General features: G+C 66.6%; 22 protein-coding genes. 10 read left to right on the plus strand and 12 right to left on the minus strand.

Annotated elements, in window-relative coordinates:
• Positions 1 to 80 precede the first annotated feature (80 nt).
• Positions 81 to 1,208, plus strand: coding sequence for a molecular chaperone DnaJ (gene dnaJ / locus AC6LJ5_RS03910; RefSeq protein ID WP_103272863.1), 1,128 nt, complete (start codon positions 81 to 83; stop codon positions 1,206 to 1,208).
• A gap of 296 nt (positions 1,209 to 1,504) precedes the next feature.
• On the opposite strand, the gene AC6LJ5_RS03915 is transcribed toward dnaJ, so the two are convergent.
• Together AC6LJ5_RS03915 and AC6LJ5_RS03920 are read right to left on the minus strand one after the other, a co-directional pair.
• Positions 1,505 to 1,900 carry a DUF4148 domain-containing protein gene (locus AC6LJ5_RS03915; protein ID WP_498139864.1) on the minus strand — a complete coding sequence of 132 codons (396 nt, stop codon included), beginning with the start codon at positions 1,898 to 1,900 and terminating at the stop codon, positions 1,505 to 1,507.
• Positions 1,901 to 2,286: 386 nt separating this feature from the next.
• Positions 2,287 to 5,043, minus strand: a complete 2,757-nt coding sequence (locus AC6LJ5_RS03920) for a M16 family metallopeptidase (protein WP_498139865.1) — start codon at positions 5,041 to 5,043, stop codon at positions 2,287 to 2,289.
• Positions 5,044 to 5,137: 94 nt separating this feature from the next.
• On the opposite strand from AC6LJ5_RS03920, the gene AC6LJ5_RS03925 reads away from it, so the two are divergent.
• The 3 genes from AC6LJ5_RS03925 to AC6LJ5_RS03935 all read left to right on the plus strand — a co-directional run bounded on the left by AC6LJ5_RS03925 (position 5,138) and on the right by AC6LJ5_RS03935 (position 7,033).
• A complete protein-coding gene (locus AC6LJ5_RS03925) occupies positions 5,138 to 5,740 on the plus strand; it encodes a GNAT family N-acetyltransferase (protein WP_498139866.1) in 603 nt (200 codons plus the stop codon).
• A gap of 251 nt (positions 5,741 to 5,991) precedes the next feature.
• On the plus strand, positions 5,992 to 6,369 hold the full coding sequence (locus AC6LJ5_RS03930) for a hypothetical protein (protein ID WP_103272867.1): 378 nt from the start codon (positions 5,992 to 5,994) through the stop codon (positions 6,367 to 6,369).
• A 106-nt stretch (positions 6,370 to 6,475) separates the two neighbouring features.
• The gene (locus tag AC6LJ5_RS03935) at positions 6,476 to 7,033 is read left to right on the plus strand and encodes a GNAT family N-acetyltransferase (protein WP_103276336.1); all 558 of its coding nucleotides are present in this window, start codon (positions 6,476 to 6,478) and stop codon (positions 7,031 to 7,033) included.
• A 35-nt stretch (positions 7,034 to 7,068) separates the two neighbouring features.
• Here the strand turns inward: AC6LJ5_RS03935 and AC6LJ5_RS03940 are convergent, their stop codons facing one another.
• Positions 7,069 to 8,241 carry a vWA domain-containing protein gene (locus AC6LJ5_RS03940; protein ID WP_103272868.1) on the minus strand — a complete coding sequence of 391 codons (1,173 nt, stop codon included), beginning with the start codon at positions 8,239 to 8,241 and terminating at the stop codon, positions 7,069 to 7,071.
• A gap of 19 nt (positions 8,242 to 8,260) precedes the next feature.
• Positions 8,261 to 9,130 (minus strand): AAA family ATPase, encoded by an 870-nt coding sequence (locus AC6LJ5_RS03945; protein WP_498139867.1) that lies wholly within the window; start codon positions 9,128 to 9,130, stop codon positions 8,261 to 8,263.
• 150 nt (positions 9,131 to 9,280) lie between these two features.
• Here AC6LJ5_RS03945 and AC6LJ5_RS03950 point away from each other — a divergent pair, with 150 nt between their 5' ends.
• Together AC6LJ5_RS03950 and AC6LJ5_RS03955 are read left to right on the plus strand one after the other, a co-directional pair.
• On the plus strand, positions 9,281 to 9,634 hold the full coding sequence (locus AC6LJ5_RS03950) for a c-type cytochrome (protein WP_103272869.1): 354 nt from the start codon (positions 9,281 to 9,283) through the stop codon (positions 9,632 to 9,634).
• Positions 9,635 to 9,648: 14 nt separating this feature from the next.
• A complete protein-coding gene (locus tag AC6LJ5_RS03955; protein WP_103272870.1) occupies positions 9,649 to 10,011 on the plus strand; it encodes a c-type cytochrome in 363 nt (120 codons plus the stop codon).
• A 248-nt stretch (positions 10,012 to 10,259) separates the two neighbouring features.
• Here the strand turns inward: AC6LJ5_RS03955 and AC6LJ5_RS03960 are convergent, their stop codons facing one another.
• Positions 10,260 to 10,685 (minus strand): DUF1841 family protein, encoded by a 426-nt coding sequence (locus AC6LJ5_RS03960; protein WP_103272871.1) that lies wholly within the window; start codon positions 10,683 to 10,685, stop codon positions 10,260 to 10,262.
• Positions 10,686 to 10,885: 200 nt separating this feature from the next.
• Here AC6LJ5_RS03960 and icd point away from each other — a divergent pair, with 200 nt between their 5' ends.
• The 4 genes from icd (at position 10,886) to AC6LJ5_RS03980 (ending at position 16,831) form a co-directional block, all read left to right on the plus strand.
• Complete coding sequence (gene icd, locus AC6LJ5_RS03965) at positions 10,886 to 12,142, plus strand: NADP-dependent isocitrate dehydrogenase (RefSeq protein WP_498139868.1); 1,257 nt, start codon at positions 10,886 to 10,888, stop codon at positions 12,140 to 12,142.
• A 563-nt stretch (positions 12,143 to 12,705) separates the two neighbouring features.
• Complete coding sequence (locus AC6LJ5_RS03970; protein WP_498139869.1) at positions 12,706 to 13,686, plus strand: glycosyltransferase family 9 protein; 981 nt, start codon at positions 12,706 to 12,708, stop codon at positions 13,684 to 13,686.
• A gap of 100 nt (positions 13,687 to 13,786) precedes the next feature.
• On the plus strand, positions 13,787 to 15,058 hold the full coding sequence (locus AC6LJ5_RS03975; protein ID WP_498139874.1) for an O-antigen ligase family protein: 1,272 nt from the start codon (positions 13,787 to 13,789) through the stop codon (positions 15,056 to 15,058).
• 231 nt (positions 15,059 to 15,289) lie between these two features.
• The gene (locus tag AC6LJ5_RS03980) at positions 15,290 to 16,831 is read left to right on the plus strand and encodes a methyl-accepting chemotaxis protein (protein WP_103272874.1); all 1,542 of its coding nucleotides are present in this window, start codon (positions 15,290 to 15,292) and stop codon (positions 16,829 to 16,831) included.
• On the opposite strand, the gene dapA is transcribed toward AC6LJ5_RS03980, so the two are convergent.
• The 7 genes from dapA to kdpB all read right to left on the minus strand — a co-directional run bounded on the left by dapA (position 16,809) and on the right by kdpB (position 25,403).
• Complete coding sequence (gene dapA, locus AC6LJ5_RS03985) at positions 16,809 to 17,702, minus strand: 4-hydroxy-tetrahydrodipicolinate synthase (RefSeq protein WP_233772733.1); 894 nt, start codon at positions 17,700 to 17,702, stop codon at positions 16,809 to 16,811. The two genes, AC6LJ5_RS03980 and dapA, sit on opposite strands and share 23 nt — an antisense overlap.
• Before the next feature lie 9 nt (positions 17,703 to 17,711).
• Positions 17,712 to 18,035 (minus strand): hypothetical protein, encoded by a 324-nt coding sequence (locus AC6LJ5_RS03990; RefSeq protein ID WP_498139870.1) that lies wholly within the window; start codon positions 18,033 to 18,035, stop codon positions 17,712 to 17,714.
• A gap of 147 nt (positions 18,036 to 18,182) precedes the next feature.
• Positions 18,183 to 18,944 carry a TorF family putative porin gene (locus tag AC6LJ5_RS03995; protein WP_498139871.1) on the minus strand — a complete coding sequence of 254 codons (762 nt, stop codon included), beginning with the start codon at positions 18,942 to 18,944 and terminating at the stop codon, positions 18,183 to 18,185.
• 113 nt (positions 18,945 to 19,057) lie between these two features.
• Entirely contained in the window at positions 19,058 to 19,750 is a 693-nt protein-coding gene (gene kdpE / locus AC6LJ5_RS04000) for a two-component system response regulator KdpE (RefSeq protein WP_392411238.1), read from the minus strand.
• A 12-nt stretch (positions 19,751 to 19,762) separates the two neighbouring features.
• The gene (locus tag AC6LJ5_RS04005) at positions 19,763 to 22,549 is read right to left on the minus strand and encodes a DUF4118 domain-containing protein (protein ID WP_498139872.1); all 2,787 of its coding nucleotides are present in this window, start codon (positions 22,547 to 22,549) and stop codon (positions 19,763 to 19,765) included.
• Between the two features lie 57 nt (positions 22,550 to 22,606).
• Complete coding sequence (kdpC, locus tag AC6LJ5_RS04010) at positions 22,607 to 23,218, minus strand: potassium-transporting ATPase subunit KdpC (RefSeq protein WP_498139873.1); 612 nt, start codon at positions 23,216 to 23,218, stop codon at positions 22,607 to 22,609.
• A 25-nt stretch (positions 23,219 to 23,243) separates the two neighbouring features.
• Positions 23,244 to 25,403: a potassium-transporting ATPase subunit KdpB gene (gene kdpB / locus AC6LJ5_RS04015; RefSeq protein WP_103272880.1), complete on the minus strand. Its 2,160-nt coding sequence runs from the start codon at positions 25,401 to 25,403 to the stop codon at positions 23,244 to 23,246.
• Positions 25,404 to 25,508 lie beyond the last annotated feature (105 nt).

Raw genomic sequence — 25,508 nt, forward strand, 5'->3', positions numbered from 1 at the left:
CCGGTAGCCGGATTTTCCGCCTACCGGGCGGACTCATTCTGTAGCACTGAAAAGAAGGCTCGCTTCCGGGCCCACCGATCATGGCAAAACGTGACTATTACGAAGTCCTGGGCGTGGCGAAGAACGCCTCGGACGACGAACTGAAGAAGGCCTATCGTAAGCTGGCCATGAAGTACCATCCGGACCGCAATCCGGATAGCAAGGAAGCCGAAGAGAAATTCAAGGAAGCCAAAGAGGCCTATGAAGTCCTGGGCGACGAGCAGAAGCGCGCCGCCTACGACCGCTATGGCCACGCCGGCGTCGATCCCAATGCCGCGGGCATGGGCGGCGGCATGGGCGGCGGCTTCGCCGATGCGTTCGGCGACATCTTCGGCGAGATCTTCGGCGGCGGCGGCGGCGGTCGTCGCGGCGGCGGCCCGCAGGTCTACCGCGGCGCCGATCTGAAATACGCGCTGGAAATCACGCTGGAGCAGGCCGCGGCCGGTTTTGACACCGAGATCCGCGTGCCCAGCTGGGAAAACTGCGACACCTGCAAGGGCTCGGGCGCCAAGCCCGGCACCTCGCCCAAGACCTGCCGCACCTGCGGCGGCTCGGGCGCGGTCCGCATGCAGCAGGGTTTCTTCAGCGTGCAGCAGACCTGCCCGACCTGCCACGGCAACGGCAAGGAAATCACCGATCCCTGCCAGGCTTGCGATGGCGTGGGCCGCATCCGCCGCAACAAGACCCTGCAGGTCAAGATTCCGGCCGGCATCGACGACGGCATGCGCATCCGCTCCAGCGGCAATGGCGAGCCGGGCATCAATGGCGGTCCTCCGGGCGACCTGTATGTGGAAATCCACATCAAGAAGCACCAGATCTTCCAGCGCGACGGCGACGACCTGCATTGCGAGCTGACCATCCCGTTCACCACGGCGGCGCTGGGCGGCGAGCTGCAAGTGCCGACGCTGGGCGGCAAGGCCGAGATCTCGATCCCCGAAGGCACGCAGTCGGGCAAGACCTTCCGCCTGCGCGGCAAGGGCATCCGCGGCGTGCGCGGCAGCTATCCGGGCGACCTGTACTGCCACGTGGTGGTCGAGACGCCGGTGCGCCTGAGCGACGAGCAGAAGAACATCCTGCGCCAGTTCGAGGCCTCGCTGAACGACGGCGGCGACCGCCATTCGCCGCAAAGCAAGTCCTGGACCGACCGGGTGAAGGAATTCTTCAGCTGAATCGCCGGATAGGGCGCCAATCTGGCGCCCCGGCTTGCGTATCCCCGCAAGGGCGTCATGCCTTGCGGGGATTTTTCATCGCAGGGCCGCCTCCAAGATGAAATGCCCCCTTTAGGGGCAGCTGGCGCCCGCAGGGCGCGCGGCCTTGGCGGCCTATTTCGACGGGCAAAAAAAACCGCGGCATCTCTGCCGCGGCTGCACTGCATCCGCTTGTCGTAGCTGAAAAAACCGGCCCCGGACCATGATGCCGTCCGAGGCCGGCCGGGCTACAGCAAGCAGCTCACCGGATGGCCGGTTCAGCGCACGATCGGCGGGTATTCCAGCTCGCCGAAGGTGTACTGGCCGCTGGCCTTGGCCTGCGCCAGTTCGGCCTGCACGTCGGCGCGCGACTTCGCGGCCTTGGCCGCGGGGGCGGCGGCGACGGGCGGGTATTGCAGTTCGCCAAAGGTGTATTGGCCGTTGATCTTGGCTTGTTGCAGCTCATCGCTCACTTGCTGCGAGCTCAGGCTGGTTGCCTGGGGCAGGGCGGGCGGATAGTCCAGCTCGCCGAACGTGTACTGGCCGCTGGCCTTGGCTTGTTGCAGTTCGGTGGCGACCTGGGCGCTGCTCTTGGCTTGCGACAGATCGGCGGCTTGGGCGCCGGCGCCGACCAGGGCCAGCGAAATCAGCAGGGTGGTAGTCAGGGTTTTCATGGTAGACCTCCGTGTCTTGGATTTAGGGTGCGAATCCGGCGGGTCTCCGTCGTGGTTCGTCATGTGTTCCCGATGACTGAATTCTCCGCGTTATCCCACCTGGGATAAACCCGCATTCGTTGAAAACATCTTTCCAAATAACCGAGTAATAAATTTCTTTCTTATGAATTGCCCCACAGGTGGAAGGGAGAATGCCTTCGGGGCGGCTTGGCCGGCCGTGGGAGATCCGGCTGGGGGCGGAGGCACCTGCGTGGGGTAGCGGCATGCGCAGCTCCGTGCGGGCAGGCAGGGCGGCGCATCATGACGGCGCGCCAAAAGAAAAGCCCCTGCCGAGGCAGGGGCTGGATGGGCAGCAGCGGGGCGGGCGAGGCCGCGCCTGTTAGGCGTCAGGGCGCCGCTTTTTTCTTGAAGTCGCCGGCGACGGCGGTGCTGAAGGCGTCCGGGCGCAGATACTTGCGCATGGCCGCGTTCACCACGTCGGGCGTCAGCGCGGAGATCTTCTTGTCCATGTCGGCCGACCAGGCGAAGGTGCGTCCGCGCTCCAGGTAGTCCAGCCACACGCCGGCCACCACGTCATCCTGCGCGCGGGCGAGGTTGCGGTAGTTCAGCAGAGCGGTGATGCCGTCGGAGATCTCCTTGTCCGAGAAGCCGTCCTTCAGTACGCGGGCCAGTTCCTCGCCCACGGCCTTTTCCAGGCGCTCGCGGTTCTGCGGCGCATAGATGGCGTAGATGCTCCACGAGGCGTTCGGCTCGAATGCCGACACCGACAGCGAGCTGCGCACGTTGTAGGACAGCCCTTCGGTTTCGCGCACGCGGTTCCACAGGCGCGAGGTTTCCGAGGCGCCGAACAGGTAGTTGGCCAGGTACAGCGCCGCATAGTCGGCGTCGCTGTCCTGCAGCTTCAGCGGCATGCGCGACAGGTAGAAGGCGTTGGCCTTGTCGGGCGTCTCGATATCGAAGCGCTGCGCGGCGATCTCGCGGTACGGATTGGCCACGCGCTCATAGGCGGGCGCGCGTTTCCAGCCGGCCAGGCCGGCCTTGATGGCCTTCTCGATGGCCTCGGGCTGGAAGTCGCCCACGGCCGAGTACTCGATGTTGCCGGCGCCGTAGAACCTGGCGTGGAATTTCGCCAGGGCGTCGCGGTTCAGGCCGCGGGCGCTGGCCAGCGCTTCGTCGAAGGTCGGCACGTAACGCAGGTCATCGGCGGGCCACGGATTGTCCTGGCGGGCCAGGGCGCGCGAGGCCAGCGCCGAGGGCTCGGTCATGGCGTTGCGGATCGAGGTTTCGAGCTGGCGCTGGTACTCCTCCAACTGGTCCTTCGGGAAGTTGGCGTTGCGGACGATGTCCAGCGCCAGCGTGGTCAGCTCGGGCAGGTTCTCGCCCTTGGTGGACATGGCGATGCGCAGCGTGGTGCCCGAGCCCGAGAAGCCCAGCTCGGCCTGCAACTTGTCCAGGCGATCCTGGATGTCCTGGCGCGAGAGCTTGGCCGTGCCGCGGTTGAGCTGGTCAGCCACGGCGGCGGCATTGACGCGCTGGCCGCGCAGGTCCTGCGCGGTGCCGAACTGGATCTGCATCTGTGCCTGCACGCGGTTGCCGCGCGTGGCCTTGGGCAACAGCGCCAGCTGCACGGGGCCGTTGGGCAGGTCCAGCTTCTTGCGCAGCGTCAGCTTGTCGATGTTGGCGGGCGAGGGGTCGAAGGCCGACGCGCTCTTGAAGTCCGGGTCGCCCTTGTAGTCCTTGAACACCTCGCTCAGGTCCACGCGCTGCGCCTGCGGCGCGCGCTGCGGTTTTTCGGTGGGCAGGTAGCGGCCCTCGATGCGGTTGCTCTGCACCAGGTAGGACGTGGCCGCCTTCTGCACGTCGCCCAGCGTGGCCTTGCGGGCGCGGTCGCGCTGCAGGAAGAACAGGCGCCAATCGCCGGCGGCGATGGCTTCGGACAGCGCCACGCCGACCTGCTCGGGATCGCTGTACACCTGCTCCCACGAGGTCAGCCACTTGCTGCGCGCGCGTTCCAGTTCCTGCGCGGTGAAGGGCTTCTTGTCCAGCGTTTCGAGCGTGCCGGTCAGCGTCTTGAGCGCCGCGTCCACGTTCTTGCCCGGCGACAGCTGCGCGCCGAACATGGCCAGGCCGGGATCGAGCTGCTCCATGGTGAAGCCGAACACGCCCGAGGCCATCTTGGTGGGCACCAGCGCGTGGTACAGGCGGCCGGAAGGCGTATCGGCCAGGATGGTGGCGGCCAGGTCCAGCGGCACGAAGTCGGCGCTGCCGGCGGCGGGGATGTGATACATGGCCGCGACCAGCGGCGTGCCGCCCGCGCGGCGCAGCGTCACCGAGCGTTCGCCGTCCTGCACCGGTTCCACCGTGTACTCGCGCGGTAGCGCGCGTTCGGGCTTGGGCAGCTTGCCCAGCGTTTCCTCGATGTCGGCGAGCGTGGCCTGCGGGTCGAACTTGCCGGCCACGATCAGCACGGCGTTGTCGGGCTGGTAGTACTGATGATAGAAGGCGCGCAGCTGGCCGATGTCGACGTTTTCCACGTCGGAGCGCGCGCCGATGGTGTTCTTGCCGTAGCTGTGCCACTGGAACGCGGCCGCCTGCATCTTCTGCATCAGGATGCGGGACGGGCTGTTCTCGCCGCTTTCCATTTCGTTGCGGACCACGGTCATTTCCGAGTCCAGGTCTTCCTTGGCGATCAGCGAATTGACCATGGCGTCAGCCTGCCAGCCCAGGTACCACTTGAGCGTCTCGGGGTTGGCGGCGAAGCTGGCGAAGTAGTTGGTGCGGTCGCCAGAGGTCGAGCCGTTGGCCTGCAGGCCGCGGCGCGAGAATTCGCCCATCGCGTTGCGCGTGGTGGACGTGCCCTTGAACAGCATGTGCTCCAGCAGGTGGGCCATGCCGGTCTGGCCGTAGTTCTCGTTGCGCGAGCCGACCAGGTAGGTCATGTTGACCGTGGTGGACGGCTTGGACTCGTCCGGCACCAGCAGCACCCGCAGGCCGTTGCCAAGGCGGTACTCGGTGATGCCTTCGATCGAGGCGGCCTCCGTGACGCCTGCCGGCAGGCTGGCGGCGCCGGCCTGGAAGGCCAGGAAGGAGGTAAACAGCAGCGTGCCCAATGGGCGCGGCAGCTTCGACAGGGACAGGCGCATGGCGAATCATTCCTTGGTCATGGCAGAATCCGTTGGAGTGTATACGGTGTGATAGGTTCAGGCTGTTCCGGGCCGCGCACCCAAGGAATTCCGCATGTCCCTGTCTATGGAAATCGAAACGCCGCGTCTGCTGCTGCGGCAATGGCGCGCCGCCGACCGCCGGCCTTTCGCCGAGCTGAACGCCGATCCGCAAGTCACTGAATTCCTGGTGCCACTGGACGCCGCGCAGAGCGATGCGCTGGCGGACCGGCTGGCGGCCGAAATCGATGAGCATGGCTGGGGCGTCTGGGCGGTCGAAGCGCCAGGCGTGGCGCCGTTTATTGGTTTCGTCGGCATCCGGCCGCTGTCGTCCGCACTGCCTTTCGCGCCTGGCATCGAGATCGCCTGGCGGCTGGCGCGCCCATACTGGGGGCGTGGCTATGCGGCCGAGGCCGCGCGGGCCGCGCTGAGGGTGGGCTTCGAGCAGTTGCGCGCGCCCGAGATCGTCGCGTTCACGGTGGTGGAAAACCGGCGCTCGCGGGCGGTGATGGCGAAGCTGGGCATGCGCGAGGATCCCGTCCCGTTCCGGCATCCCGCCTTGGCCGAGGACCATACGCTCAGCCTGCATGTGCTGTATCGGCTGCGTCAGCAGGACTGGCGCGCGGCGTCCGATCGCGATGGTGATGGGGACCGCTGCACGCCGGTCGCGGCCGCATAACGGCCCGCGCGGCACGCGGTCATGCCGTGTTGCGACGCAACAAGCAGGCGCGGTGCGGTGGATTTGAAGACCGCCCGGTCACGGGTGTAAGCTGTCCGCACCGTATCACCTGTTGCAGACGGGGTGCGCGACAGCCGCTTAGCAGGTTTCCCGTCCAACGCCAGACGCCGCTGGTTCATCGCGGCGCCGGTGCTTGTGTTCGCGCCTTCGCCGCCGGCATCCTGCCGGCGCATCTTTCGGAGGAACGACCCATGCTGACCGAGATCGTCACGCGTGCCTTGTCCCAACTGACCGGCCGGCCCATGAGCGGCGAGCTGATCAAAGGACAGTTTCAATACGCCTATGCCAGCGACGACGGCCAATTCGTAGCCATACTCACCCACGACATGACGACCTACGTGGTCGACCTGAGCGCGCGCCGCTACTTCGCCGAATGCGGCGGCTCGCCCAGGGGATTCGCCGGCCATGTGCTGGAAATGGAGGGATCGGCCGCGCGCCGGCATCCCTGGCCCGCCGCCAACGACCTGTTCGACCTGGACATGGACGCGGACGAACTGGCCTGGCGCAATTGTCCGGGCCTGCGCTGCGCTGGCGCGGCGGGAGGATCAGTGGAGAGCCGCGCCGCCTGACAGAGTGGCCAGAAGCGGCAGCATCTGCTTGAACCGGCGTCTCGCGCCGGTTTTTTTTCGCGCCGCGCTGGCGTCGCGATGCGTGGGCCATCGCTACAATCAGCGCATGAACCCGTCCGCCGAATTCCCCGCGCCCGAGGGCGCCACGCTGGTCGACTGCACGCTCGAGCGCCATGCCGACCAGATCCTCGCCATTTTCAACGATGCCATCGCCACGTCCACCGCGCTGTACGACTACAAGCCTCGGCCGCGCGAGTCCATGGATACCTGGTTCCAGACCAAGCAGAAGGGCGGATTTCCGGTGATCGGCTTCGAGAACGCGGCGGGCGAGCTGATGGGCTTCGCCAGCTACGGCACGTTCCGCGCCTGGCCCGCGTACAAGTATTCGGTGGAGCACTCGGTCTATGTGGACGGCCGCCATCGCGGACTGGGATTGGGCGAGGCGCTGATGCGCGCGCTGATCGCCCGCGCGCGCGAGCGCGACGTGCATGTGCTGGTCGGCGGCATCGACGCGGCCAACCAGGGGAGCATCCGCCTGCACGAAAAGCTGGGCTTCAAGCACGCGGGCACGCTGCGCGAGGCGGGCTTCAAGTTCGGCCGCTGGCTGGATCTGGCGTTCTATCAGTTGACGCTGGATACGCCCGCGAACCCGGTCGACGGCTGAAGGGTTGACCCGCCCGGACGCGCGGCGCGGGCGGACTACTTCGACAGGACGCGCATGGCCTGTTCCAGGCCGGCGACGGTCACGGGGTACATGCGGTCCTGCATGATGTCGCGCAGCAGCGCGATGGATTGGCGGTATTGCCAGGACGCGGTCGGCTCCGGATTGAGCCACACCGACTTGGGCCAGGCGTCCAGCAGCCGCCGCAGCCACAGCGCGCCGGGCTCGGCGTTGTAGTGCTCGACCGAGCCGCCCGGCTGCAGGATCTCGTATGGGCTCATGGTGGCGTCGCCGACGATGATGAGCCGCCAGTCCGGGTTGTACTTGCGCAGCACGTCCCAGGTGTCGAAGCGCTCGTTGTTGCGGCGCCGGTTGCTCTGCCACAGGCTTTCGTACGGGCAGTTGTGGAAGTAGTAGACGTCCAGGTTGCGGAACTCGCTGCGCGCGGCGGAAAACAGTTCCTCCACGCGTGTGATGTGGTCGTCCATGCTGCCGCCCACGTCCAGCAGCATCAGCACCTTCACAGTGTTGTGGCGTTCCGGCACCATGCGCAGGTCCAGGTGGCCGGCGTTGCGCGCGGTGCTGGCGATGGTGTCGTCCAGGTCCAGCTCCAGCTCGGCGCCTTCGCGCGCGAAGCGCCGCAGCCGGCGCAGCGCCACCTTGAAGTTGCGGGTGCCGAGTTCGACCTGGTCGTCGTAGTCGCGGAACTGGCGCATGTCCCAGACTTTGACCGCGCTGCGGTTGCCGGCCGAGTCGCCGCCCACGCGGATGCCCTCGGGATGGTAGCCGCCATTGCCGAACGGCGAGGTGCCGCCCGTGCCGATCCACTTGTTGCCGCCGGCGTGGCGTTCCTTCTGTTCTTCGAGCCGCTGCTTGAACAGCTCCATCAGCTTGTCCCAGCCGTGTTTCTGGATGGCGGCCTTTTCCTCTGGCGTCAGGCTCTTTTCGAACTGTTTGATCAGCCAGTCCGCCGGCACTTCGCGGCCTTCGGGCAGCGCGGCCGCGATGCCCTTGTAGTACGCGCCGAAGGCCTTGTCGTAGCGGTCGTACAGCGATTCATCCTTCACCAGCGTGGCGCGTGCCAGAAAGTAGAAATCGTCCAGCGTCGGCGGCATCAGGTCCTGGCGCAGCGCGTTCACCAGCGTCAGGTACTCGTTGACCGAGACCGGCAGCTTGTGCGCCCGCAGGTGGTAGAAGAAATCGATCAGCATGGCGGGGCCGGCGCAAGGCTTAGCGGCGTTGTCCGCGGGTCATGGCGGCCAGGCGGTCGAGCAGGTGCATGTCCTGCTCGTTCTTGAGCAGCGCGCCGGCCATCAGCGGTACGGCCGCGGCGGCGTGCGCGTCGATCTCGGCGGCGGTGGCGTCTTCGGCCAGCAGCAGGCGCAGCCAGTCCAGCAGCTCGGACGTCGACGGCTTTTTCTTCAGGCCCGGCGCCTCGCGCAGCGCGAAGAAATTGTCCAGCGCGGCGCGCAGCACGTCCTGCTTCAGTTCGGGGAAATGCACGGCCACGATCTCGCGCATGGTTTCGCGGTCGGGGAAGCGGATGTAATGGAAGAAGCACCGGCGCAGGAACGCGTCAGGCAGGTCCTTCTCGTTGTTCGACGTGATGATCACCAGCGGGCGGTGGCGCGCGGCGATGGTCTGGCGCGTTTCGTACACATGGAATTCCATGCGGTCCAGCTCGCGCAGCAGGTCGTTGGGGAATTCGATGTCGGCCTTGTCGATCTCGTCGATCAGCACCACCACGGGCTCCGGCGCTTCGAAGGCCTGCCACAGCGTGCCCTGCACGATGTAGTTGCGGATGTCGCGGACCTTCTCGTCGCCGAGCTGCGAGTCGCGCAGGCGCGACACCGCGTCGTACTCATACAGGCCCTGGTGCGCCTTGGTGGTGGACTTCACGTGCCATTGCAGCAGCGGCCGGCCCAGCGCGCGGGCCACTTCCTCGGCCAGCATGGTCTTGCCGGTGCCGGGCTCGCCCTTGATCAGCAGCGGGCGCTGCAGGGTCAGCGCGGCGTTGATCGCCAGCTTGAGATCGTCGGTGGCGACGTAGGTATCGGTGCCCTCGAAGCGCGCGGGCGTTGCGGATTGAGCTGCGGACATGGGGTTTTGCCGGATGGGATTGACGGGGATCAATACGCTTTCAAAGGTATTCATTCATGGCAATTATCGTACAATCGGGCAGTTTTGCAGCCGGGTTCGCCCCGCGAAGTGTTTGCCCTGTCCCTAGCCATATCAAGAAGAGTCATTCCAATGAAGTTGCGAACCTCTCTGAAGTGCACGGTTTCCGTGTTGGCCGCGATGGCATCCTGTGCGATCGCCGGTCAGGCAGTCGCTGCCGACGCAGCCCCGGTCGGCAATATCCAGAACGCCCGCGATAAAGTCTCCATGTGCATCGGTTGCCATGGCATTGAAGGCTACAAGGCGACGTTCCCCGAGCTGTACCACGTACCCAAGATTGCTGGCCAGAACGCCAAGTACATCGAAACGGCCCTCAACGAGTACAAGAAAGGCGCGCGCAGCCATCCCACGATGGACGCCGTCGCCGGCAGCCTGTCCGACCAGGACATCGCCGACCTCGCCGCTTACTACTCGAATCTCAAATAAGAGGGGGCCACACCATGAATCGCACCATGCTTGCCCTCGCGGGCGCAACCCTGGCCATGGCGGGCGCCGCCGCCCAGGCGCAAGACCTTGCGGCCGGCAAGGCCGTGTTCGACAAGTTCAACTGCGCGTCCTGCCACGGCGCCGACGCCAAGAGCGCGGTGGATCCGGCCTATCCGACGCTGGCTGGCCAGCACGCCGACTACCTGGTCCATGCGCTGAAGGCCTACAAGCGCGGCGCCTCGGGCAGCGCGGCCACGGCCAATGTGCGCAAGAATCCCATCATGGGCGCGTTCGCCGCCCAGCTTTCCGACCAGGACATCAACAACGTCGCCGCCTGGCTCTCGTCCCAGCCCAGCGATCTGGGCGTGCGGAAATAGGTCCACCCCCGAAGCGCTGCGCGCTTCCCCCTCTAGGGGGCATGCCTACGGACCGGCGGAGCCGGATCCGTGGCATCGCGCTCTTGGGGCGTCTGCGTTTTGCGGGGGCGCTGTGCTGTGGCTACACGATTGGTCTTGCGTTGCCTTGAGAGGGTGGCCTTGCCATGTTGGGGCATCGGACCCCGTTCGTGGGGTGTGAGCAGGCGTCGGATTGCAACGCCCGTTGCGTTGGCTGTTTGCGCCGGGCTTCAGCGTTCGGCGCGCTGGCGGATCAGTTCCACGTAGCTGTCGCTGTCCAGCGGCTTGCCCAGCCGTTGCGCTTCCCAGACCACCTGGCCCAGGCATTCCATGATTTCGTGGGCGGCGTGGTGGGCGTCGCTGCGCGAGACCAGCTTCTGATAGGCGCGGCGGATGCCGGGCGGGTGGTCGATGGACAGCTGCTCGGCGATGGCCAGGTGCATCGACAGGTGCAGGAACGGGTTGGTGCGCCCCTTTTCCACCGCGTATTCGGCCGTCATGGCTTCCGGGCTTTCCAGGTCGCCATGGTATTCGGGGTGCTCGATGATCCAGTCCAGGGCCATGATCTCGAGAGGCGTCAGCACCTCGGACGCGCGGTGCTTGCGCCAGGTTTCGATGAAGAATTCGCGGACTTGGTCGCGTGATGGGTTGAACATCTGCAAAAGTGAATTGGCGATAGATGTCCACATTTTAGCGCTCGCGGCCGGGCGGGCCCCGCCGGGCGGGCCATTGCGATATAGAATGGGTTGCCATCCGCTTGCCTCGTGCGTCCAGCGGGCCGCCGCGCCCGGCCGGGAAGCACGACGGGCGTCGCGGCGCGCGCGCAGAATAATCACCCGGAGCAAATGGAGCATTCATGTCCTATCAACATATCAAGGTTCCCGCCGGCGGCCAGAAGATCACGGTCAATGCCGATTTCTCGCTGAATGTGCCTGAGCAGCCCATCGTGCCTTTCATCGAAGGCGATGGCACTGGCGCCGACATCACGCCGGTGATGATCAAGGTCGTCGACGCCGCCGTGCAGAAGGCCTACGGCGGCAAGCGCAAGATCCACTGGATGGAAGTCTATGCGGGCGAAAAGGCCACCAAGGTCTATGGTCCCGACGTCTGGCTGCCCGAGGAAACGCTGGACGTGGTCAAGGACTACGTGGTCTCCATCAAGGGGCCGCTGACCACGCCGGTGGGCGGCGGCATCCGTTCGCTCAACGTGGCCCTGCGCCAGCAGCTGGACCTGTATGTGTGCCTGCGCCCGGTGCGCTACTTCAAGGGCGTGCCCTCGCCGGTGCGCGAACCCGAAAAGACCGACATGGTGATCTTCCGCGAAAACTCGGAAGACATCTATGCCGGCATCGAATACATGGCCGAGAGCGAGCAGGCCAAGGAACTGATCCAGTTCCTGCAGACCAAGCTCGGCGTGAAGAAGATCCGCTTCCCGGCCACCTCGTCCATCGGCATCAAGCCGGTGTCGCGCGAAGGCACCGAGCGGCTGGTGCGCAAGGCCCTGCAGTACGCCATCGACAATGACCGCGCCTCGGTCACGCTGGTGCACAAGGGCAACATCATGAAGTTCACAGAAGGCGGCTTCCGCGATTGGGGCTACTCCCTGGCGCAGAAGGAATTCGGCGCGCAGCTGATCGACGGCGGCCCGTGGTGCAAGTTCAAGAACCCGAAGACGGGCCGCGAGATCATCGTCAAGGACTCGATCGCCGACGCCTTCCTGCAGCAGATCCTGCTGCGCCCGGCCGAGTACGACGTGATCGCCACGCTCAATCTCAACGGTGACTACGTCTCCGACGCGCTGGCGGCGCAGGTGGGCGGCATCGGCATCGCGCCGGGCGCCAACCTGTCCGACTCGGTCGCCATGTTCGAGGCCACGCACGGCACCGCGCCCAAGTACGCGGGCAAGGACTACGTGAACCCGGGTTCGGAAATCCTGTCGGCCGAGATGATGCTGCGTCACATGGGCTGGACCGAAGCCGCCGACCTGATCATCGCCAGCATGGAGAAATCCATCCTGTCCAAGAAGGTCACCTACGACTTCGCCCGCCTGCTGGAGGGCGCGACCCAGGTGTCTTGCTCGGGCTTCGGGCAGGTGATGATCGACAATATGTAAGGTGGGCCCGACGATTGCCGGAGGCCGCAATGCCGCGGACACTGCTCCGCGGCTTCTGGGATGCCGGCAATCTGGCGATCCGACTGGCGATGTCACGTCCATCGCGCGCCTGCGGCCTGCTTCGCGTCGGGCACGATGCTTTCGGGGCAGGTTGGTGTTGGGCGATAGCGACACGCTGGCGCCGGCTCCGGCGCTGGGCGGGTTTTTTCTGGTCATGTGCTTTGCTGATGCGCATGAAGGGTAAATCCGCTACAGTGGAATTCATATGGTGCTTAGCCACGGGACGTTGCCTTTCAGACTCAAGTTCCGAGACAAGTCGTTGCCAGCCGATGGTTTATCGCGTGATTGAATGGTGCCGGTGCGTGGTCTCACGCGAAACCCGCAAGGTCAAGCCGGCCTGCGGGTTTTTTGTTAATGCGCGGGTTGAAAGTTGTAATCAATACGATGCAAACCGAGTTAATCGTATTTAATTGTTAGTTTTTGAGGAATATAATGCTCGCCTCAATAGAACCGAGCACTATCGTGCTGTTGTTGTCCCCCGGATTCCGCTGACCTCCGAAACGATGGCACAACCCGCTCCGAACATGCCGCCTTATGATGCGTCCGCCTGCCTGCGCAGCCTGCGTGAGGCGCGGCGCATTGCCTTGCTGATGGCGCCGCGGCTGGGCGATACCCTGCTGATGATGGCCATGGCCAACAACCTGGCCAAGCACGGGCGCGCCGTGACGGTTTTTGGCGACTACGCGCATGCGTTGCGCACTTGGTTTCCCGGCATGGACATCCGTCCATCGTTGTCGGAATCGGAGGCCGCTTCGGCGCTGGCCGACTTTGACTGTGCCGCGCAGATGCATGTGGGCTGGCCCTATGCGCTGCACGATCATGCACGCTCGTATTTCTATTACGATGCCCATGTGGTGGTCACGGGCAAAGGCTTCGTAAAGGTCAACCAGATCAGTGATTTTTGCCGCGACCAGCTTGGGTTGGCGCTTTCGGCTACTGATATAGGCTTGCGTCCCCCGGTGGGAGGGCGGCATCGCCTCCATAGGCGGCGTATCGCCGTGCATCCGTCGTCGAGCGGGATAGAACGCTGCTGGGCGCCCAGGCATTTCGTTGAGCTGGGGCTGCGCTTGAAGCGGGATGGCTATGAGCCGTTCTATATCCTGGCGCCACATGAGCGGGAGCAATGGGCGTGCCTGGCGGAGGCCGGCCTGCAGATCCAGCAAGCGCCCTCGCTGGCGGACGTCGCCGCCTTCATCCATGAGTGCGGCTGGTTCATCGGCAACGAATCCGGCGTCGGGCATCTGGCGTCCAGCGTGGGGGTTCCGACCTTGACGCTTACCGGCCGTCCGACGCGAACCAGGGCGTGGAGGCCGGGGTGGTCCTTGTCGCATATCGTTTATCCAGCCTATATTCCCGGCGGCAGATGGCGCGACCGCTTTTGGCGAGACTGGCTGTGGCCGGGGAGCGTCATGGCGGCGTTCGGCCGTCTTGCGCGAGAGTACGAGGGATCTTCGTCTTCATCGAAGCGATTCCATCCCGAATGATCCCGTGCCCGCAGGCACGGACCGCGCCCGCGCTGTCCAGGCACCTTCAACTCCTATTGATTATCTGCTCGCCTGTTTCCCGGCGAGCATGCTTACCGACATGCCGATAATTTGTTTCCGCAGCGCTGCTCTATTGGTCTTGCTGGTGCCGGCGCTTGCTCTGACCAGCGCGATCGGCGGTCCTGCCGTGATTTACCTTACCGCGCTCATCGCGTTGGGGACCCTTGTCTCGAACGCTTTCAAGCAGTGGGAACCGTTCGATTTCCAGGATCTGACCACCATGGCGGTGGCGTTCTTCGCGCCTTTGTTTGCCATGTTGATCAGCAGCGTCTGGTTGGGCGTGTGGAGTGCTTCGGAGGTTGAAAAGCTGCTTCGATTTGCGTTGGCAGTGCCAGTTTGCTGGCTGCTGCTGCGAGCGCCGCGCCGTTGGTTGCAGCATGTGCAATGGAGCTTGCTGTTCGGCGCGTATGCCGGCTCGATCATGTTAATGGTCATTCTGCTGCATCCGAGTCTGGGACGTGGATTCGTATCGGACTACGGCGGGCGCTACAACGCCGTTGCCTTCGCCGACCTGACCCTGTTGTTCGGCGTGATGTCGATCGTGACCCTGCCCTGGACGTTGACGCGCTGGGCCAGGTTTGAGGCGGCGTTGAAGATCTTCGCCCTGCCGCTGACGCTGGCTGCCGTCTGGGTGTCCCAGACCCGCAGCAGCTGGGGTTTGCTGCCGGTGTGCGGTGTGGTGTTTCTACTGGCCAAACGTGGCTGGACGGTACGCAAGAAGGCGATTTTCGTGGCCTGCATTGCCGCGGTCCTGGCCCTGGGAGCGGTGGCGGCATGGCATGCCAAGGGCACGCGCTGGACTGAAGCGGCATCGGACGTGAGCCTCTTCACCGAGAACAAGGAACGCGATACCTCCGTCGGCATACGCATGCAGCTCTGGCACGCGTCCTGGCTGATGTTCAAGCAAAGCCCGCTGGTCGGCGTGGGCGTGCCCAACTTCCGGCCCGAGCTGGTCAAGATGGCGGAGCAGGGGACTGTGACCAAGCTGGTCTCCACGGACTTTGGCGAGCCGCATAATGATTATCTGGGCGCGTTGGCGGGCTACGGCCTGCTTGGCATCCTGAGCATCTTCGCCCTCTATTTCGTCCCCGCGGCGGTGTTCATGCGCCGCATGCGCAGCGATGATGTGGTGGTGCGGGTAGGCGCCCAGCTCGGCCTGCTGTTTTGCCTGGGCTACAGCGTCTTCAGCCTGTCCGAAATGATGTTTCGCAACATGCGCAGCGTGCCTATCTACGCGGTGACGGTCGTGCTGCTGTACGCGCTGACCACGGTTCGCGGGAACCGCTCCCAGGCCTCGTCCGCCAGCGCCTGAAATCCGAGGCGCTTTACGCGCTGCTCCGGTCAAAAAACGCAAGGTCTGATCCTTGCGTTTTTTTTCATCCGCGACCAAAACCCAGGTGGCATTGACCTGCGTCAATCGCCCGATCTCTTCCTGGTGAAAACCCTGGCTCATCCCCGTATTCTGATGAAACGCAACATATAAACCGTCACATTCTGCCGCTATTGCTTGCATGCGCAGGGTGGGCATAGAAAGAGAGGTTCTATGAAAAATTCCAGTTTGCGTAGGGAATTGCTGTGGTTCGTATTCGCCATCGGCGCGGCCGTGCTGGCCCTGGGCGTCTGGGACGCCTGGGAGCGGCGGGCCGAGATGGTGGCGCAGCGCAAGACCGAGCTGCGGCACGTGCTGGACCTGGCGTCCAGCATCGTGCAGAACGGCAAGCGGGGCGTGAGGGAGGGGCTCACGCTGGAGCAGGCGCAGCGCAATGTCGCCCAGCGCCTGGCGCAGCTGCGCTATGGCGCCGACGGCTACGTGGGCGCGTTCCGCGACGATTATTCACTGCTGGTGCATCCGGATTCCAAGCTGGTCGGCACCAATGTGCGGGACACGCGCGACGCCGAGGGCAGGCCGATCTTCGAGGATCTGTATGCGCAGGGCAAGGCCGGCGGCGGCTATGTCGATTACCTGTTTCCGCGTCCGGGATCGGACGAAGCCCTGCACAAGATCAGCTATGCGGTCTATGAACCCGAATGGGGCTGGCTGCTGTTCACCGGGCTGTACGTCGATGACGTGGACGCGGCATTCCGCGCCACGCTGTGGCGTCAGGGCGGCGTGACGCTGGGCTTGCTGGCGGTGGTGCTGCTGGCGGCATTGCGCTTTTTCCGGACGCACATCATCCGTCCGCTGGACGAGGCGGTGGTCGTGTGCGAGCGAGTGGCGCAGGGCGATCTGTCCAGCATCGTGTCGCGTCATCACCGGGGCGAGATCGGCCGGCTGTTCGACGCCATGGCGCTGATGCAGGAACGCCTCGATGTGGCCGTGCGCAGCATCGTGCATTCCACGGGCTCGATCGCCGCGGCCTCGCGCCAGATCGCCGCCGGCAGCATGGACCTGCATGACCGCACAGAGAAGCAGGCGGCTGCGCTGGAGCAGACGGCGGCCAGCGTGGAGCAGATCACGGCCACCGCCAAGCAGAGCGCCGACCATGTACGCGAAGTGAGCGCGCTGGCGGGCCAGTCGGCGCAGCTGGCGCGTCAGGGCAGCGAGGAAACCCAGCACGCCATCGACGCCATGCGCGAGATTTCGCAAAGCTCCCAGCGCATCGACGAGATCATCCGCCTGATCGACGAGATCGCGTTCCAGACCAACATCCTGGCGCTCAACGCCGCGGTCGAGGCGGCGCGCGCGGGCGAACAGGGCAGGGGCTTCGCCGTGGTGGCGGGCGAAGTGCGGGCGCTGGCGCAGCGCTCGGCCACCGCGGCCAAGGAAATCAAGGGCCTGATCGAGGCGTCCTCCGATTCGGTGGAGCGCGGCAGCCAGCGCGTGGAACAGGCCAGCGCCACCATGGGCAGCGTGCTGGAATCGGCCCGCAACAGCGCGCCGCTGATGGGCGAGATCGCCACGGCCTCGGCCGAGCAGAGCGTGGGCATCGAGCAGATCAATCAGGCCGTCACGCACCTGGACAGCGTGACGCAGCAGAACGCCTCGCTGGTGGAGGAGTTCGCCGCGTCGGCCGCCACGCTGCACGACCAGGCCGACGACCTGGCCCGCGCCGTGTCGGTGTTCAAGCTGTCTGCAGCCTACTAGGCGAGCACTGGACCACGCTCATGGCGCGCTGCAGCCGCGCGCTAAGTTCGCGGCTGGCGCTGGTCATGGGCGGGCGCAGCTCGTCCGTGATCAAACCTTGCAAGGCCAGCGCGCGCTTGATCGGCGCCGGATTGGGTTCGGCGAACAACAGCCGGATCAGGCCGCGCAGCGGTTCGAACAGCTCGCGCGCTGCTTCGGCGTGGCCGTCGCGCGCCAGCTGCATGACCTCGACGTAGCGCTCGGGATACAGGTGCGCCGCGGCGGGAATGGCGCCGCGACCTCCCATCTGGAAGTGATCCAGGAAGGCCATGTCCTCGCCGCACAGGACGTCCATCCTGCCGCGCGCGTTGAGCGCGGACAACAGTGAGGGATTGCATTCCTTGACCGAGCCGAACTGCGGCAGCGCGGCCAGCGTTTCCATGGTCTCAACCGTCATCGCAACGCCCGCGCGCTTGGGGATGTTGTACAGGATGACGGGGCGTTCGGTGGCCCAGGCGATCTGGCGGTAGTGCCACAGGATGCCTTGTTGCGACGGGCACAGGTAGTACGGCGGCGGCACCAGGTAGCCGGCCGGGCTCAGCTTGTCCAGGCGGCGGATGGCCGCCGCCACGCCGCGCGTGTCCACGCCGCCGGCGCCGAACACCAGCGGCAGCGCGTGCGGATCGGTGCGGATGGCTTCGATCATGTCGATCTTCTCCGGCAGGCTCAGCAGGTTGCCTTCGCCGGTGGAGCCGAACAGGACCAGGCCGGCGATGCCGGCGTTGCGATAGTAGCGGGCCAGCGCCTGGGCGGCCTCGCAATCCACGTGTCCGGCGCGCATGGGCGTGACCATGGGCAGCCAGATGCCTTCGAAGACGGGGCGGGCGGGCATGTCCATGGCTCAGTGCCTCCGCGCGGAACCGGCCAGCAGCACCGGGCCGAATTCGGCGCGCGGCAGGCCGGACATGACCGCATGCATGATGGCGTCGACCTGGTCGCGAGCGCACTGCAACTGGACGGCGGTCTGGCCATGCTGGTGATCGACCGCCAGCACGTAGACGCCGATGCGCGCGCCCAGCGCCCGATGCAGCGCCAGCCGCAGGTTCAGCGCGTCCAGGCTTTCGATCCGGATGGTCAGCGACACGTCCGCCGGCGCGTGGCGCGGCGGAATCCGTGACGCGGGATTGAAGACTGGGGAGGCGGCGCGAGCTTGTCGAGGAATCATGGCGTGGGGCCGGGCGAAGCCGGAAAACGTGTTTCCGGGGTACCGGCTTGGGGTGGTTGACGACGCTTCCACTATAGGAAGCGCGTCGTAAATCCTGCCGATAAATGCGGGCGCGGCGCGTAAAAACCGCGTCAACGCCCGGTCGGCTCAGAACGTCTTGGTCAACGACAGCAGCCCGGTGGCGCGGCCCATGTAGCGGCCCTTGCTGTTGGTGTAGGCGCCACGGTCGGCGTTGGTGTCCAGATAGGCCAGCGACACGGCAAAGCCCTGGCCGAAGTCCTTGGTCAGGCCCAGCTTCCAGTCCGTGTAGGAACCGTTGTCCACGTTGCGCACCGTCTGCCGGCCTACGTGCGCATTGACGGTCAGGCCCCAGACGCCGGTGTCGAAGTTTCCGGACAGGTCGAAGTACTGGCTGTACTTGCTGTCGACGGCGCCGAACAGATTGGTCATGGCGATGGAGTACTTGAACATCACCGGGCCGTAGCCCAGGCCGGCATACAGCTCGGTGGTGTCGGGACTGGTGTAGCCGGACGGGTAGTCGCCGGGATAGTAGTACTGCATCACGCCCAGATCGAAGGGCACGCTGGGCGCCAGTTCGCCCTTATAGCCGCCGTAGAAGTCCATTTCCACGGGCGCGGAGACGGCGCTGTTGCTGTCGCCGAGCCAGCTGATGCTGGAGTTCCAGTTGCCCAGGTACAGGCCGCTGGAATGCGCCAGGTCGAAGCCGCCCTGGATGGCGGGCTTGTTGTTGGTCTGCATCAGGCCGCGATAGCGGTACTGGCTGGCCAGCGTCATGTTGGCGCTCAACGTGAAATCGGACGGGGTGGATTGCGCGGCGGGCGCCTGCTCGGCATGCGATGGCGCGGTCAGCGCGATCAGCGCCAGGGCGGCCAGGGTGTTGCGGGACATCGGAATGCTCCATGCGTTGAACGGATCGTAACGATAGGAGAAGCCGCATAAACGCCGAGACAAGAGTGGCGCCGCGCGCGTAAACGCGCCGTCAATGCCGAGTCCGGCGAGGGTCAGCCGGCGAAGCGGTAACCGACGCCGATCTCGGTGAGCAGGTACACGGGCTGGGCGGGATCGGCTTCCAGCTTCTGGCGCAGGTGTCCCATGTAGATGCGCAGGTAGTGGTTGCTCTCCACATGCGAGGGGCCCCAGACCTCGCGCAGCAGTTCGCGGTGCGTCATGACCTTGCCGCGATGCGCCAGCAGGGCGGCCAGCAGGCGATACTCCATCGCCGTCAGGTGCACGTGCTGGCCGTTGCGTTCGACCACGCGCTTGGCGAAATCCACGCGCACGTCGCCGAAGCTGATCTCCGACGCGTTGCCCGCGCCGCCCCGGGCGTGCCGCCGCAGCAGCACGCGCAGCCGCGCCAGCAGCTCGCTGACGCCGAAGGGCTTGGTCAGGTAGTCATCCGCGCCGGCGTCCAGCGCCGCCACCTTGTCGGCCTCGGCGCTGCGCGCCGACAGCACCAGCACCGGCACCTCGGTCCAGCCGCGCAGTTCGCGGATCAGCGTCATGCCGTCCTCGTCGGGCAGGCCCAGGTCCAGCACGATGGCGTCGGGCTGGCGGGTGCCGGCCTCGATCAGGCCGCGCTTGACGGTGTCGGCCTCATGGACCGTGCAGCCCTCGCTTTCCAGGGCCTGGCGCACGAAGCGCCGGATGTAGTCGTCGTCCTCGATGATGAGCACGGTGGGCTGGTAGTCGAACATGCGTGGCGGGACTCAGGGAGTTTCGGGTTGGATGGCGGGCGGTTCGCCCAGCGGCAGCGTGAAGACGAATTGCGCGCCGCTGGGCCGGCCTGGCGCGTGCTCGACCCAGATGCGGCCATGGTGGGCGGTGACGATGGCTTCGCACACCGCCAGGCCCAGGCCCACGCCCGGCGTGGCGGATTCGCGTTCGCCGCGGGTGAATTTCTGGAAGATCCGGCGTTCGGCGCCGGCGGCCACGCCGGGGCCATTGTCGCAGACCGAGATGCGCAGTTCCTTGTCCTGCACGGTCGCGCCCAGCTGGATGGCGCTGCCAGCCGGCGTGTACTTGGCCGCGTTTTCCAGCAGGTTGCAGAGCACGCGCTCGATCAGCACGCCGTCGCATTCCACCAGCGGCAGCTGGGACAGGCTGGACACCGTCACCTGGTGCGCGGCCAGTGGTTCGCGCATGGCCGCCAGCGCCGCGCCCACCAGTTCCTCTACCGACTGCCATTCCAGCCGCAGCGGCGTGTCGCCGCTTTGCAGCCGGGCCATGTCCAGCAGGTTGGCCACCAGCGCATGCATGCGCTGGGCCTGGTCGCGCATCGCGCGGATGGTGTCCTGCACATCGGCCGGCAGCGCGGTTTGCTGGCGTGCCAGCGTGTCGGTCATGCCGACCAGGCTGGTCAGCGGCGTGCGCAGGTCGTGCGACACCGCGGCAAGCAGCGAGTTGCGCAGCTTCTCGGATTCCATGCTGACCAGCGCCTGTTGCGCCACCTCGACATAATGCAGGCGCTCGAGCGCGATGGCGATCAGCGTGGCGTAGGCCTCGATCTGCCGCCGCGACTCTGGATTGGAGAACAGGCTGCGGCGCGGCGCGGCCAGCGCCAGGACGCCGCGGGTGCGCATGGGGGCCTTCAGCGGCAGGTAGAGCAGCTCGCTGTTGGACAGGGTGGCGGTGCCGGCGCCGGCGGGCTGGCCATGGTCATAGACCCATTGCGCCAGCGCCGACTCCAGCGGTGGCATGTCGTCGGCGGCGGGCGAGGCCAGCTTGAGCCGGTCGTCCAATCCCAGGATGTACAGCGCGCAGCGCGAGCCGAAGGTGGCATGGACGAACAGGCCGGCCGAGGCCACGATCTGCTCGGGCAGCAGGGCCGACGACAGCTCGCGCGCGAATTCATACAGGCTGCGGGCGTCGGCCTCGCGCTTGACCGAGACCTGGGCCTGCAGGCGCAGCCCGGCGGTGAGCTGGCCGATCAACAGGCCCACGGCCAGCAGCACGCCGAAGGTCAGCAGGTATTGCACGTCCGACACCGCGAAGGACGCCAGCGGCTGCACGAAGAAGAAATCGAACAGGCCCACGCTGACCACCGAGGCCAGCGCCGCCGGCCCGCGTCCGTGCCTGACGGCCACTGCCACCACCGCCAGCAGGAACAGCATGACGATATTGGTCTGGTGCAGCGCCGGAAAGGCCAACGCCGACAGCGCCGTGGCGATGGCGCAGTAGCACAGCGCCCAGGCATAGCCGGCCAGGGGGCGGCCGCCGCGTTCGTCGGCTGCCTGGCGCGCGCGCTGGCCCAGGGTCAGCGGGTCGCGTCCCGGCGCGGCGCTGGCCGGCAGCGGGGGCGCGCCCAGCCGGATCACGTCGATCTCCGGGCAGCCGGCGGCCAGCATGTCGGCGAAGCTGTGGCGGCGCCACAGCCAGCCCGGCGACAGGGCCGCGTTGAGCAGGGCGGAAGCCGACAGCCGCAACCGCAGCAGGCCGCTGGCGCGGGTGCGGCCGACGACGGCCTTGGTGATGTTGTGGCGGCGCACGTAGCGGACCATGGCGTCGACCATGTCGCCGCCGGCCAGCGTCTCGGCGCGCGCGCCCAGCGTGTCGGCCAGCGCCATCGCGCGCTGCAGCCGCTCCTGGGCGCCTTGCGGCGCGGGCGCGGCGCGCGCCGTGTCGACCGTCACCACGTGCAGATCGCATTCCAGCTGCTGGCTCAGGCGGTGGGCGCTGCGGATGACGTACTCGGCGTCCTCGTCGGCGCCGATGCAGGCGACCACGGCCTCGCGCGTGCGCCAGACCGGCTCGATCGCGCGGTCGCGGCGATAGGCCTGCACGTCGTCGTCCACGTGGTCGGCGGTGCGGCGCAGCGCCAGTTCGCGCAGCGCGATCAGGTTGCCCTTGCGGAAGAAGTTGCGGGTGGCGTGACGCGCCTGCTCGGGCAGGTAGACCTTGCCTTCCTTCAATCGGCGCAGCAGCTCGTCGGCCGACAGGTCCACCAGGATGACTTCGTCGGCGCCGTCGAAGACCTCGTCGGGCACGGTTTCCCAGACCCGCACGCCGGTGATGCTGCCGACCGCCTCGTTCAGGCTGTCCAGATGCTGCACGTTCAGCGTGGTCCAGACATCGATGCCGGCGGCCAGCATTTCCTCGATGTCCTGCCAGCGCTTGGCATGGCGCGAGCCGGGCGCGTTCGAGTGCGCCAGCTCGTCCACCAGCGCCAGCGCCGGATGGCGCGCCAGCGCGCCGTCCAGGTCGAACTCCTTGAGCACATGGCCGCGATAGGCCACGTCCTTGAGCGGCAGCGTCGGGATGCCGTCCAGCAGGGCGGCGGTCTCGCGGCGGCCGTGGGTTTCGACGATGCCGGCCAGCACGTCCACGCCCTGCGCCGCCTGGGCGCGCGCCGCGACCAGCATGGCATAGGTCTTGCCCACGCCGGCCGATGCGCCGAAATAGACGCGCAGCTTGCCGCGCACAGCCTGGCGCGCGGCGTCGTCCAGCGTTTTCAGGAGCGCGTCCGGATCGGGACGCTCGTCAGCGGTATCGGCCATGGGCGCGCGGCTTCAAGGAGAACAGGGCTGGCAATACTATACCCAGGCGCATGGCCGTCAGCGCCGGGGCGCCAGCTTGTCCAGCGCCAGGTTGAGCTTGAGCACGTTGACCGCGGGATCCCCCAGCAGGCCGATCCAGGGCTTTTCGGTGTTCGCCGCGATCAGCGCATCGACCTCGGCGCGAGGCAGGTTGCGCGCGCGCGCCACGCGGGCGGCCTGGTAAACCGCTGCCGCCGGACTGATGTGCGGGTCCAGACCGCTGCCCGAGGCGGTGACCAGATCCACCGGGACAGGCAGCGGATTCTCCGGATCGGCGGCCTTGAGCAGGGCGATGCGGGCCTGGATCGCCTCGGCCAGCGCGGGGTTGCGCGGACCCAGGTTCGAGCCGCCCGAGTTGGCCGCGTTGTACGGCATCGGCGCGGTGGCCGACGGCCGGCTCCAGAAATACTGCGGCGAGCTGAAGGACTGGCCGATCAGCTCCGATCCCACCACCTTGTCGCCGTCGCGGATCAGCGAGCCGGCGGCTTCGTGCGGAAAGACAGCGGCGGCGATGCCGTTGGTCAGGAAGGGATAGGCCAGGCCGGTCACGAGCGACAGCGCGACGAACACGACCAGGGCCGGGCGCAGGATGCCGCCTTGGCGCGGCAGGGCATGGATGGCTTGCTTCATAATGAAATTCTCCTAGTGTCGCGGATCAGACCCAGCCCAGCGCGGCCAGGACCATGTCGACCAGCTTGATGCCGACGAAGGGAACCAGCAGGCCGCCCAGGCCATAGATCAGCAGGTTGCGGCGCAGCAGCACCGCGGCGCCCAGCGGCCGGTAGCGCACGCCTTTCAGGGCCAGCGGGATCAGCACGACGATGATCAACGCGTTGAAGATCACGGCCGACAGGATGGCCGAGGCCGGCGTGGCCAGCGCCATGATGTTCAGCACATTCAGCTGCGGATAGACGGTGGCGAAGGCGGCCGGGATGATGGCGAAGTACTTGGCCACGTCGTTGGCCACGCTGAAGGTGGTCAGCGCGCCGCGCGTCATCAGCATCTGCTTGCCGATCTCGACGATCTCGATCAGCTTGGTGGGATTGGAGTCCAGGTCCACCATGTTGCCGGCTTCCTTGGCGGCCTGCGTGCCCGAGTTCATGGCCACGGCCACGTCGGCCTGAGCCAGCGCCGGCGCGTCGTTGGTGCCGTCGCCGGTCATGGCCACCAGCCGGCCTTCGCCCTGGTAGGCGCGGATCAGCTTGAGCTTGGCTTCCGGCGTGGCTTCGGCCAGGAAGTCGTCCACGCCGGCCTCGGCCGCGATGGAGGCGGCTGTGAGCTTGTTGTCGCCGGTGATCATCACGGTCTTGATGCCCATGCGGCGCAGCTCGGCGAAGCGCGACTGGATGCCGGGCTTGACGATGTCCTTGAGCTCGACCACGCCCAGCGCGCGGTTGCCGTCGCTGACCAGCAGGGGCGTGCTGCCGCGCCGCGCCACATCCTCGGCCAGGCGCAGCACCGTGTCGGGCACGGACGCTTCCTGCGCCTGGATCCAGGCGGCCACGGCGTCGACCGCGCCTTTGCGGATCATGCGTTCGCCGACGTTTACGCCGCTCATGCGGGACTGGGCGGTGAAGGGCACGAATTCGGCGGCGGCCAGCTGCGGCGCGGGCGCGTGAATGGTCTTGTCGGCCAGCGCCACGATGCTGCGTCCCTCGGGCGTTTCGTCGGCCAGCGAGGCCAGGCGGGCGGCATCGGCCAGCTCGCGCGACGAGACGCCGGGCGCCGGCAGGAAGGTGGAGGCCTGGCGGTTGCCGAAGGTGATGGTGCCGGTCTTGTCCAGCAGCAGCACGTCCACGTCGCCGGCGGCTTCCACCGCGCGGCCGGAGGTGGCGATGACATTGGCGCCCATCATGCGGCTCATGCCGGCCACGCCGATGGCCGAGAGCAGGCCGCCGATGGTGGTCGGGATCAGGCACACCAGCAGCGCCACCAGCACCGTCACGGTCACCGTCGTGCCGCCGCCGGCGGTCGAGACCGCGTAGATCGAGAACGGCATCAGCGTGACCACCACCAGCAGGAACACCACCGTCAGGCCCACCAGCAGGATGGTCAGCGCCAGTTCGTTGGGCGTCTTCTGGCGCTTGGCGCCTTCGACCATGGAGATCATGCGGTCCAGGAAGCTCTCGCCGGGATCGGCCGCGATGCGCACGAAGATCCAGTCCGACAGCACCCGCGTGCCGCCGGTGACGGACGAGAAGTCGCCGCCGGATTCGCGGATCACGGGCGCGGATTCACCGGTGATGGCGCTTTCGTCGACGGACGCCACGCCGGCGATCACCTGGCCATCGCCGGGGATGGTTTCGCCGGCCTCGACCAGCACCACGTCGCCGCGGCGCAGCAGCCCGGAGGGCTGGCTGACGGCCTGGCCGCGCCATGCGTCGGGCGTGGCGCGGTTGGCGTCGGCGTCCTTGAATCCCTTGAGCAGGCGCGCGTCGATGGTGGTGCGCAGGCCGCGCAAGGTGGCCGCCTGCTGCTTGCCGCGGCCTTCGGCCAGGGCTTCGGCGAAGTTGGCGAACAGCACGGTGAACCAGAGCCATACCGTGATCGCCAGGATGAAGCCCGCCGGGGCCTCGGCCTGGCCGCGCAGCGCCATGATCCACAGGATCGTGGTGAGGATGCTGCCGGCGTAGACCACGAACATGACGGGGTTCTTCATCTGCGCGGCCGGCGAGAGCTTGCGCAGGCTGTCCAGCAGCGCCGGGCCGACCAGCGCGCTCGACCACATGCCGAACTGGCGTTCATGGACGCCGCTGGACGCGGCGCGGGCGGCGCCGCCTCCGGCGCCGGTCGTAGAAGTTTCAATCTTGGCCATTTTCATTCCTAGCCGTTGGTGTTCAAGTTGTCTGCGGCGCTGGCGAGCCATCCGCAGCATGGAGAAGCTCGCCGCCTCGCGGGGCCGCGCGGATCCGGCTTTGCC

Source organism: Achromobacter sp. 1011791174 (genome assembly GCF_059760925.1).

Bases quoted from the DNA above. Each gene is read 5' to 3' on its own strand.
- dnaJ (WP_103272863.1), top strand. From the start codon at position 81: ATGGCAAAACGTGACTATTACGAAGTCCTGGGCGTGGCGAAGAACGCC.
- AC6LJ5_RS03915 (WP_498139864.1), bottom strand. From the start codon at position 1,900: ATGAAAACCCTGACTACCACCCTGCTGATTTCGCTGGCCCTGGTCGGC.
- AC6LJ5_RS03920 (WP_498139865.1), bottom strand. From the start codon at position 5,043: ATGCGCCTGTCCCTGTCGAAGCTGCCGCGCCCATTGGGCACGCTGCTG.
- AC6LJ5_RS03925 (WP_498139866.1), top strand. From the start codon at position 5,138: ATGTCCCTGTCTATGGAAATCGAAACGCCGCGTCTGCTGCTGCGGCAA.
- AC6LJ5_RS03930 (WP_103272867.1), top strand. From the start codon at position 5,992: ATGCTGACCGAGATCGTCACGCGTGCCTTGTCCCAACTGACCGGCCGG.
- AC6LJ5_RS03935 (WP_103276336.1), top strand. From the start codon at position 6,476: ATGAACCCGTCCGCCGAATTCCCCGCGCCCGAGGGCGCCACGCTGGTC.
- AC6LJ5_RS03940 (WP_103272868.1), bottom strand. From the start codon at position 8,241: ATGCTGATCGATTTCTTCTACCACCTGCGGGCGCACAAGCTGCCGGTC.
- AC6LJ5_RS03945 (WP_498139867.1), bottom strand. From the start codon at position 9,130: ATGTCCGCAGCTCAATCCGCAACGCCCGCGCGCTTCGAGGGCACCGAT.
- AC6LJ5_RS03950 (WP_103272869.1), top strand. From the start codon at position 9,281: ATGAAGTTGCGAACCTCTCTGAAGTGCACGGTTTCCGTGTTGGCCGCG.
- AC6LJ5_RS03955 (WP_103272870.1), top strand. From the start codon at position 9,649: ATGAATCGCACCATGCTTGCCCTCGCGGGCGCAACCCTGGCCATGGCG.
- AC6LJ5_RS03960 (WP_103272871.1), bottom strand. From the start codon at position 10,685: ATGTTCAACCCATCACGCGACCAAGTCCGCGAATTCTTCATCGAAACC.
- icd (WP_498139868.1), top strand. From the start codon at position 10,886: ATGTCCTATCAACATATCAAGGTTCCCGCCGGCGGCCAGAAGATCACG.
- AC6LJ5_RS03970 (WP_498139869.1), top strand. From the start codon at position 12,706: ATGGCACAACCCGCTCCGAACATGCCGCCTTATGATGCGTCCGCCTGC.
- AC6LJ5_RS03975 (WP_498139874.1), top strand. From the start codon at position 13,787: ATGCCGATAATTTGTTTCCGCAGCGCTGCTCTATTGGTCTTGCTGGTG.
- AC6LJ5_RS03980 (WP_103272874.1), top strand. From the start codon at position 15,290: ATGAAAAATTCCAGTTTGCGTAGGGAATTGCTGTGGTTCGTATTCGCC.
- dapA (WP_233772733.1), bottom strand. From the start codon at position 17,702: ATGCCCGCCCGCCCCGTCTTCGAAGGCATCTGGCTGCCCATGGTCACG.
- AC6LJ5_RS03990 (WP_498139870.1), bottom strand. From the start codon at position 18,035: ATGATTCCTCGACAAGCTCGCGCCGCCTCCCCAGTCTTCAATCCCGCG.
- AC6LJ5_RS03995 (WP_498139871.1), bottom strand. From the start codon at position 18,944: ATGTCCCGCAACACCCTGGCCGCCCTGGCGCTGATCGCGCTGACCGCG.
- kdpE (WP_392411238.1), bottom strand. From the start codon at position 19,750: ATGTTCGACTACCAGCCCACCGTGCTCATCATCGAGGACGACGACTAC.
- AC6LJ5_RS04005 (WP_498139872.1), bottom strand. From the start codon at position 22,549: ATGGCCGATACCGCTGACGAGCGTCCCGATCCGGACGCGCTCCTGAAA.
- kdpC (WP_498139873.1), bottom strand. From the start codon at position 23,218: ATGAAGCAAGCCATCCATGCCCTGCCGCGCCAAGGCGGCATCCTGCGC.
- kdpB (WP_103272880.1), bottom strand. From the start codon at position 25,403: ATGGCCAAGATTGAAACTTCTACGACCGGCGCCGGAGGCGGCGCCGCC.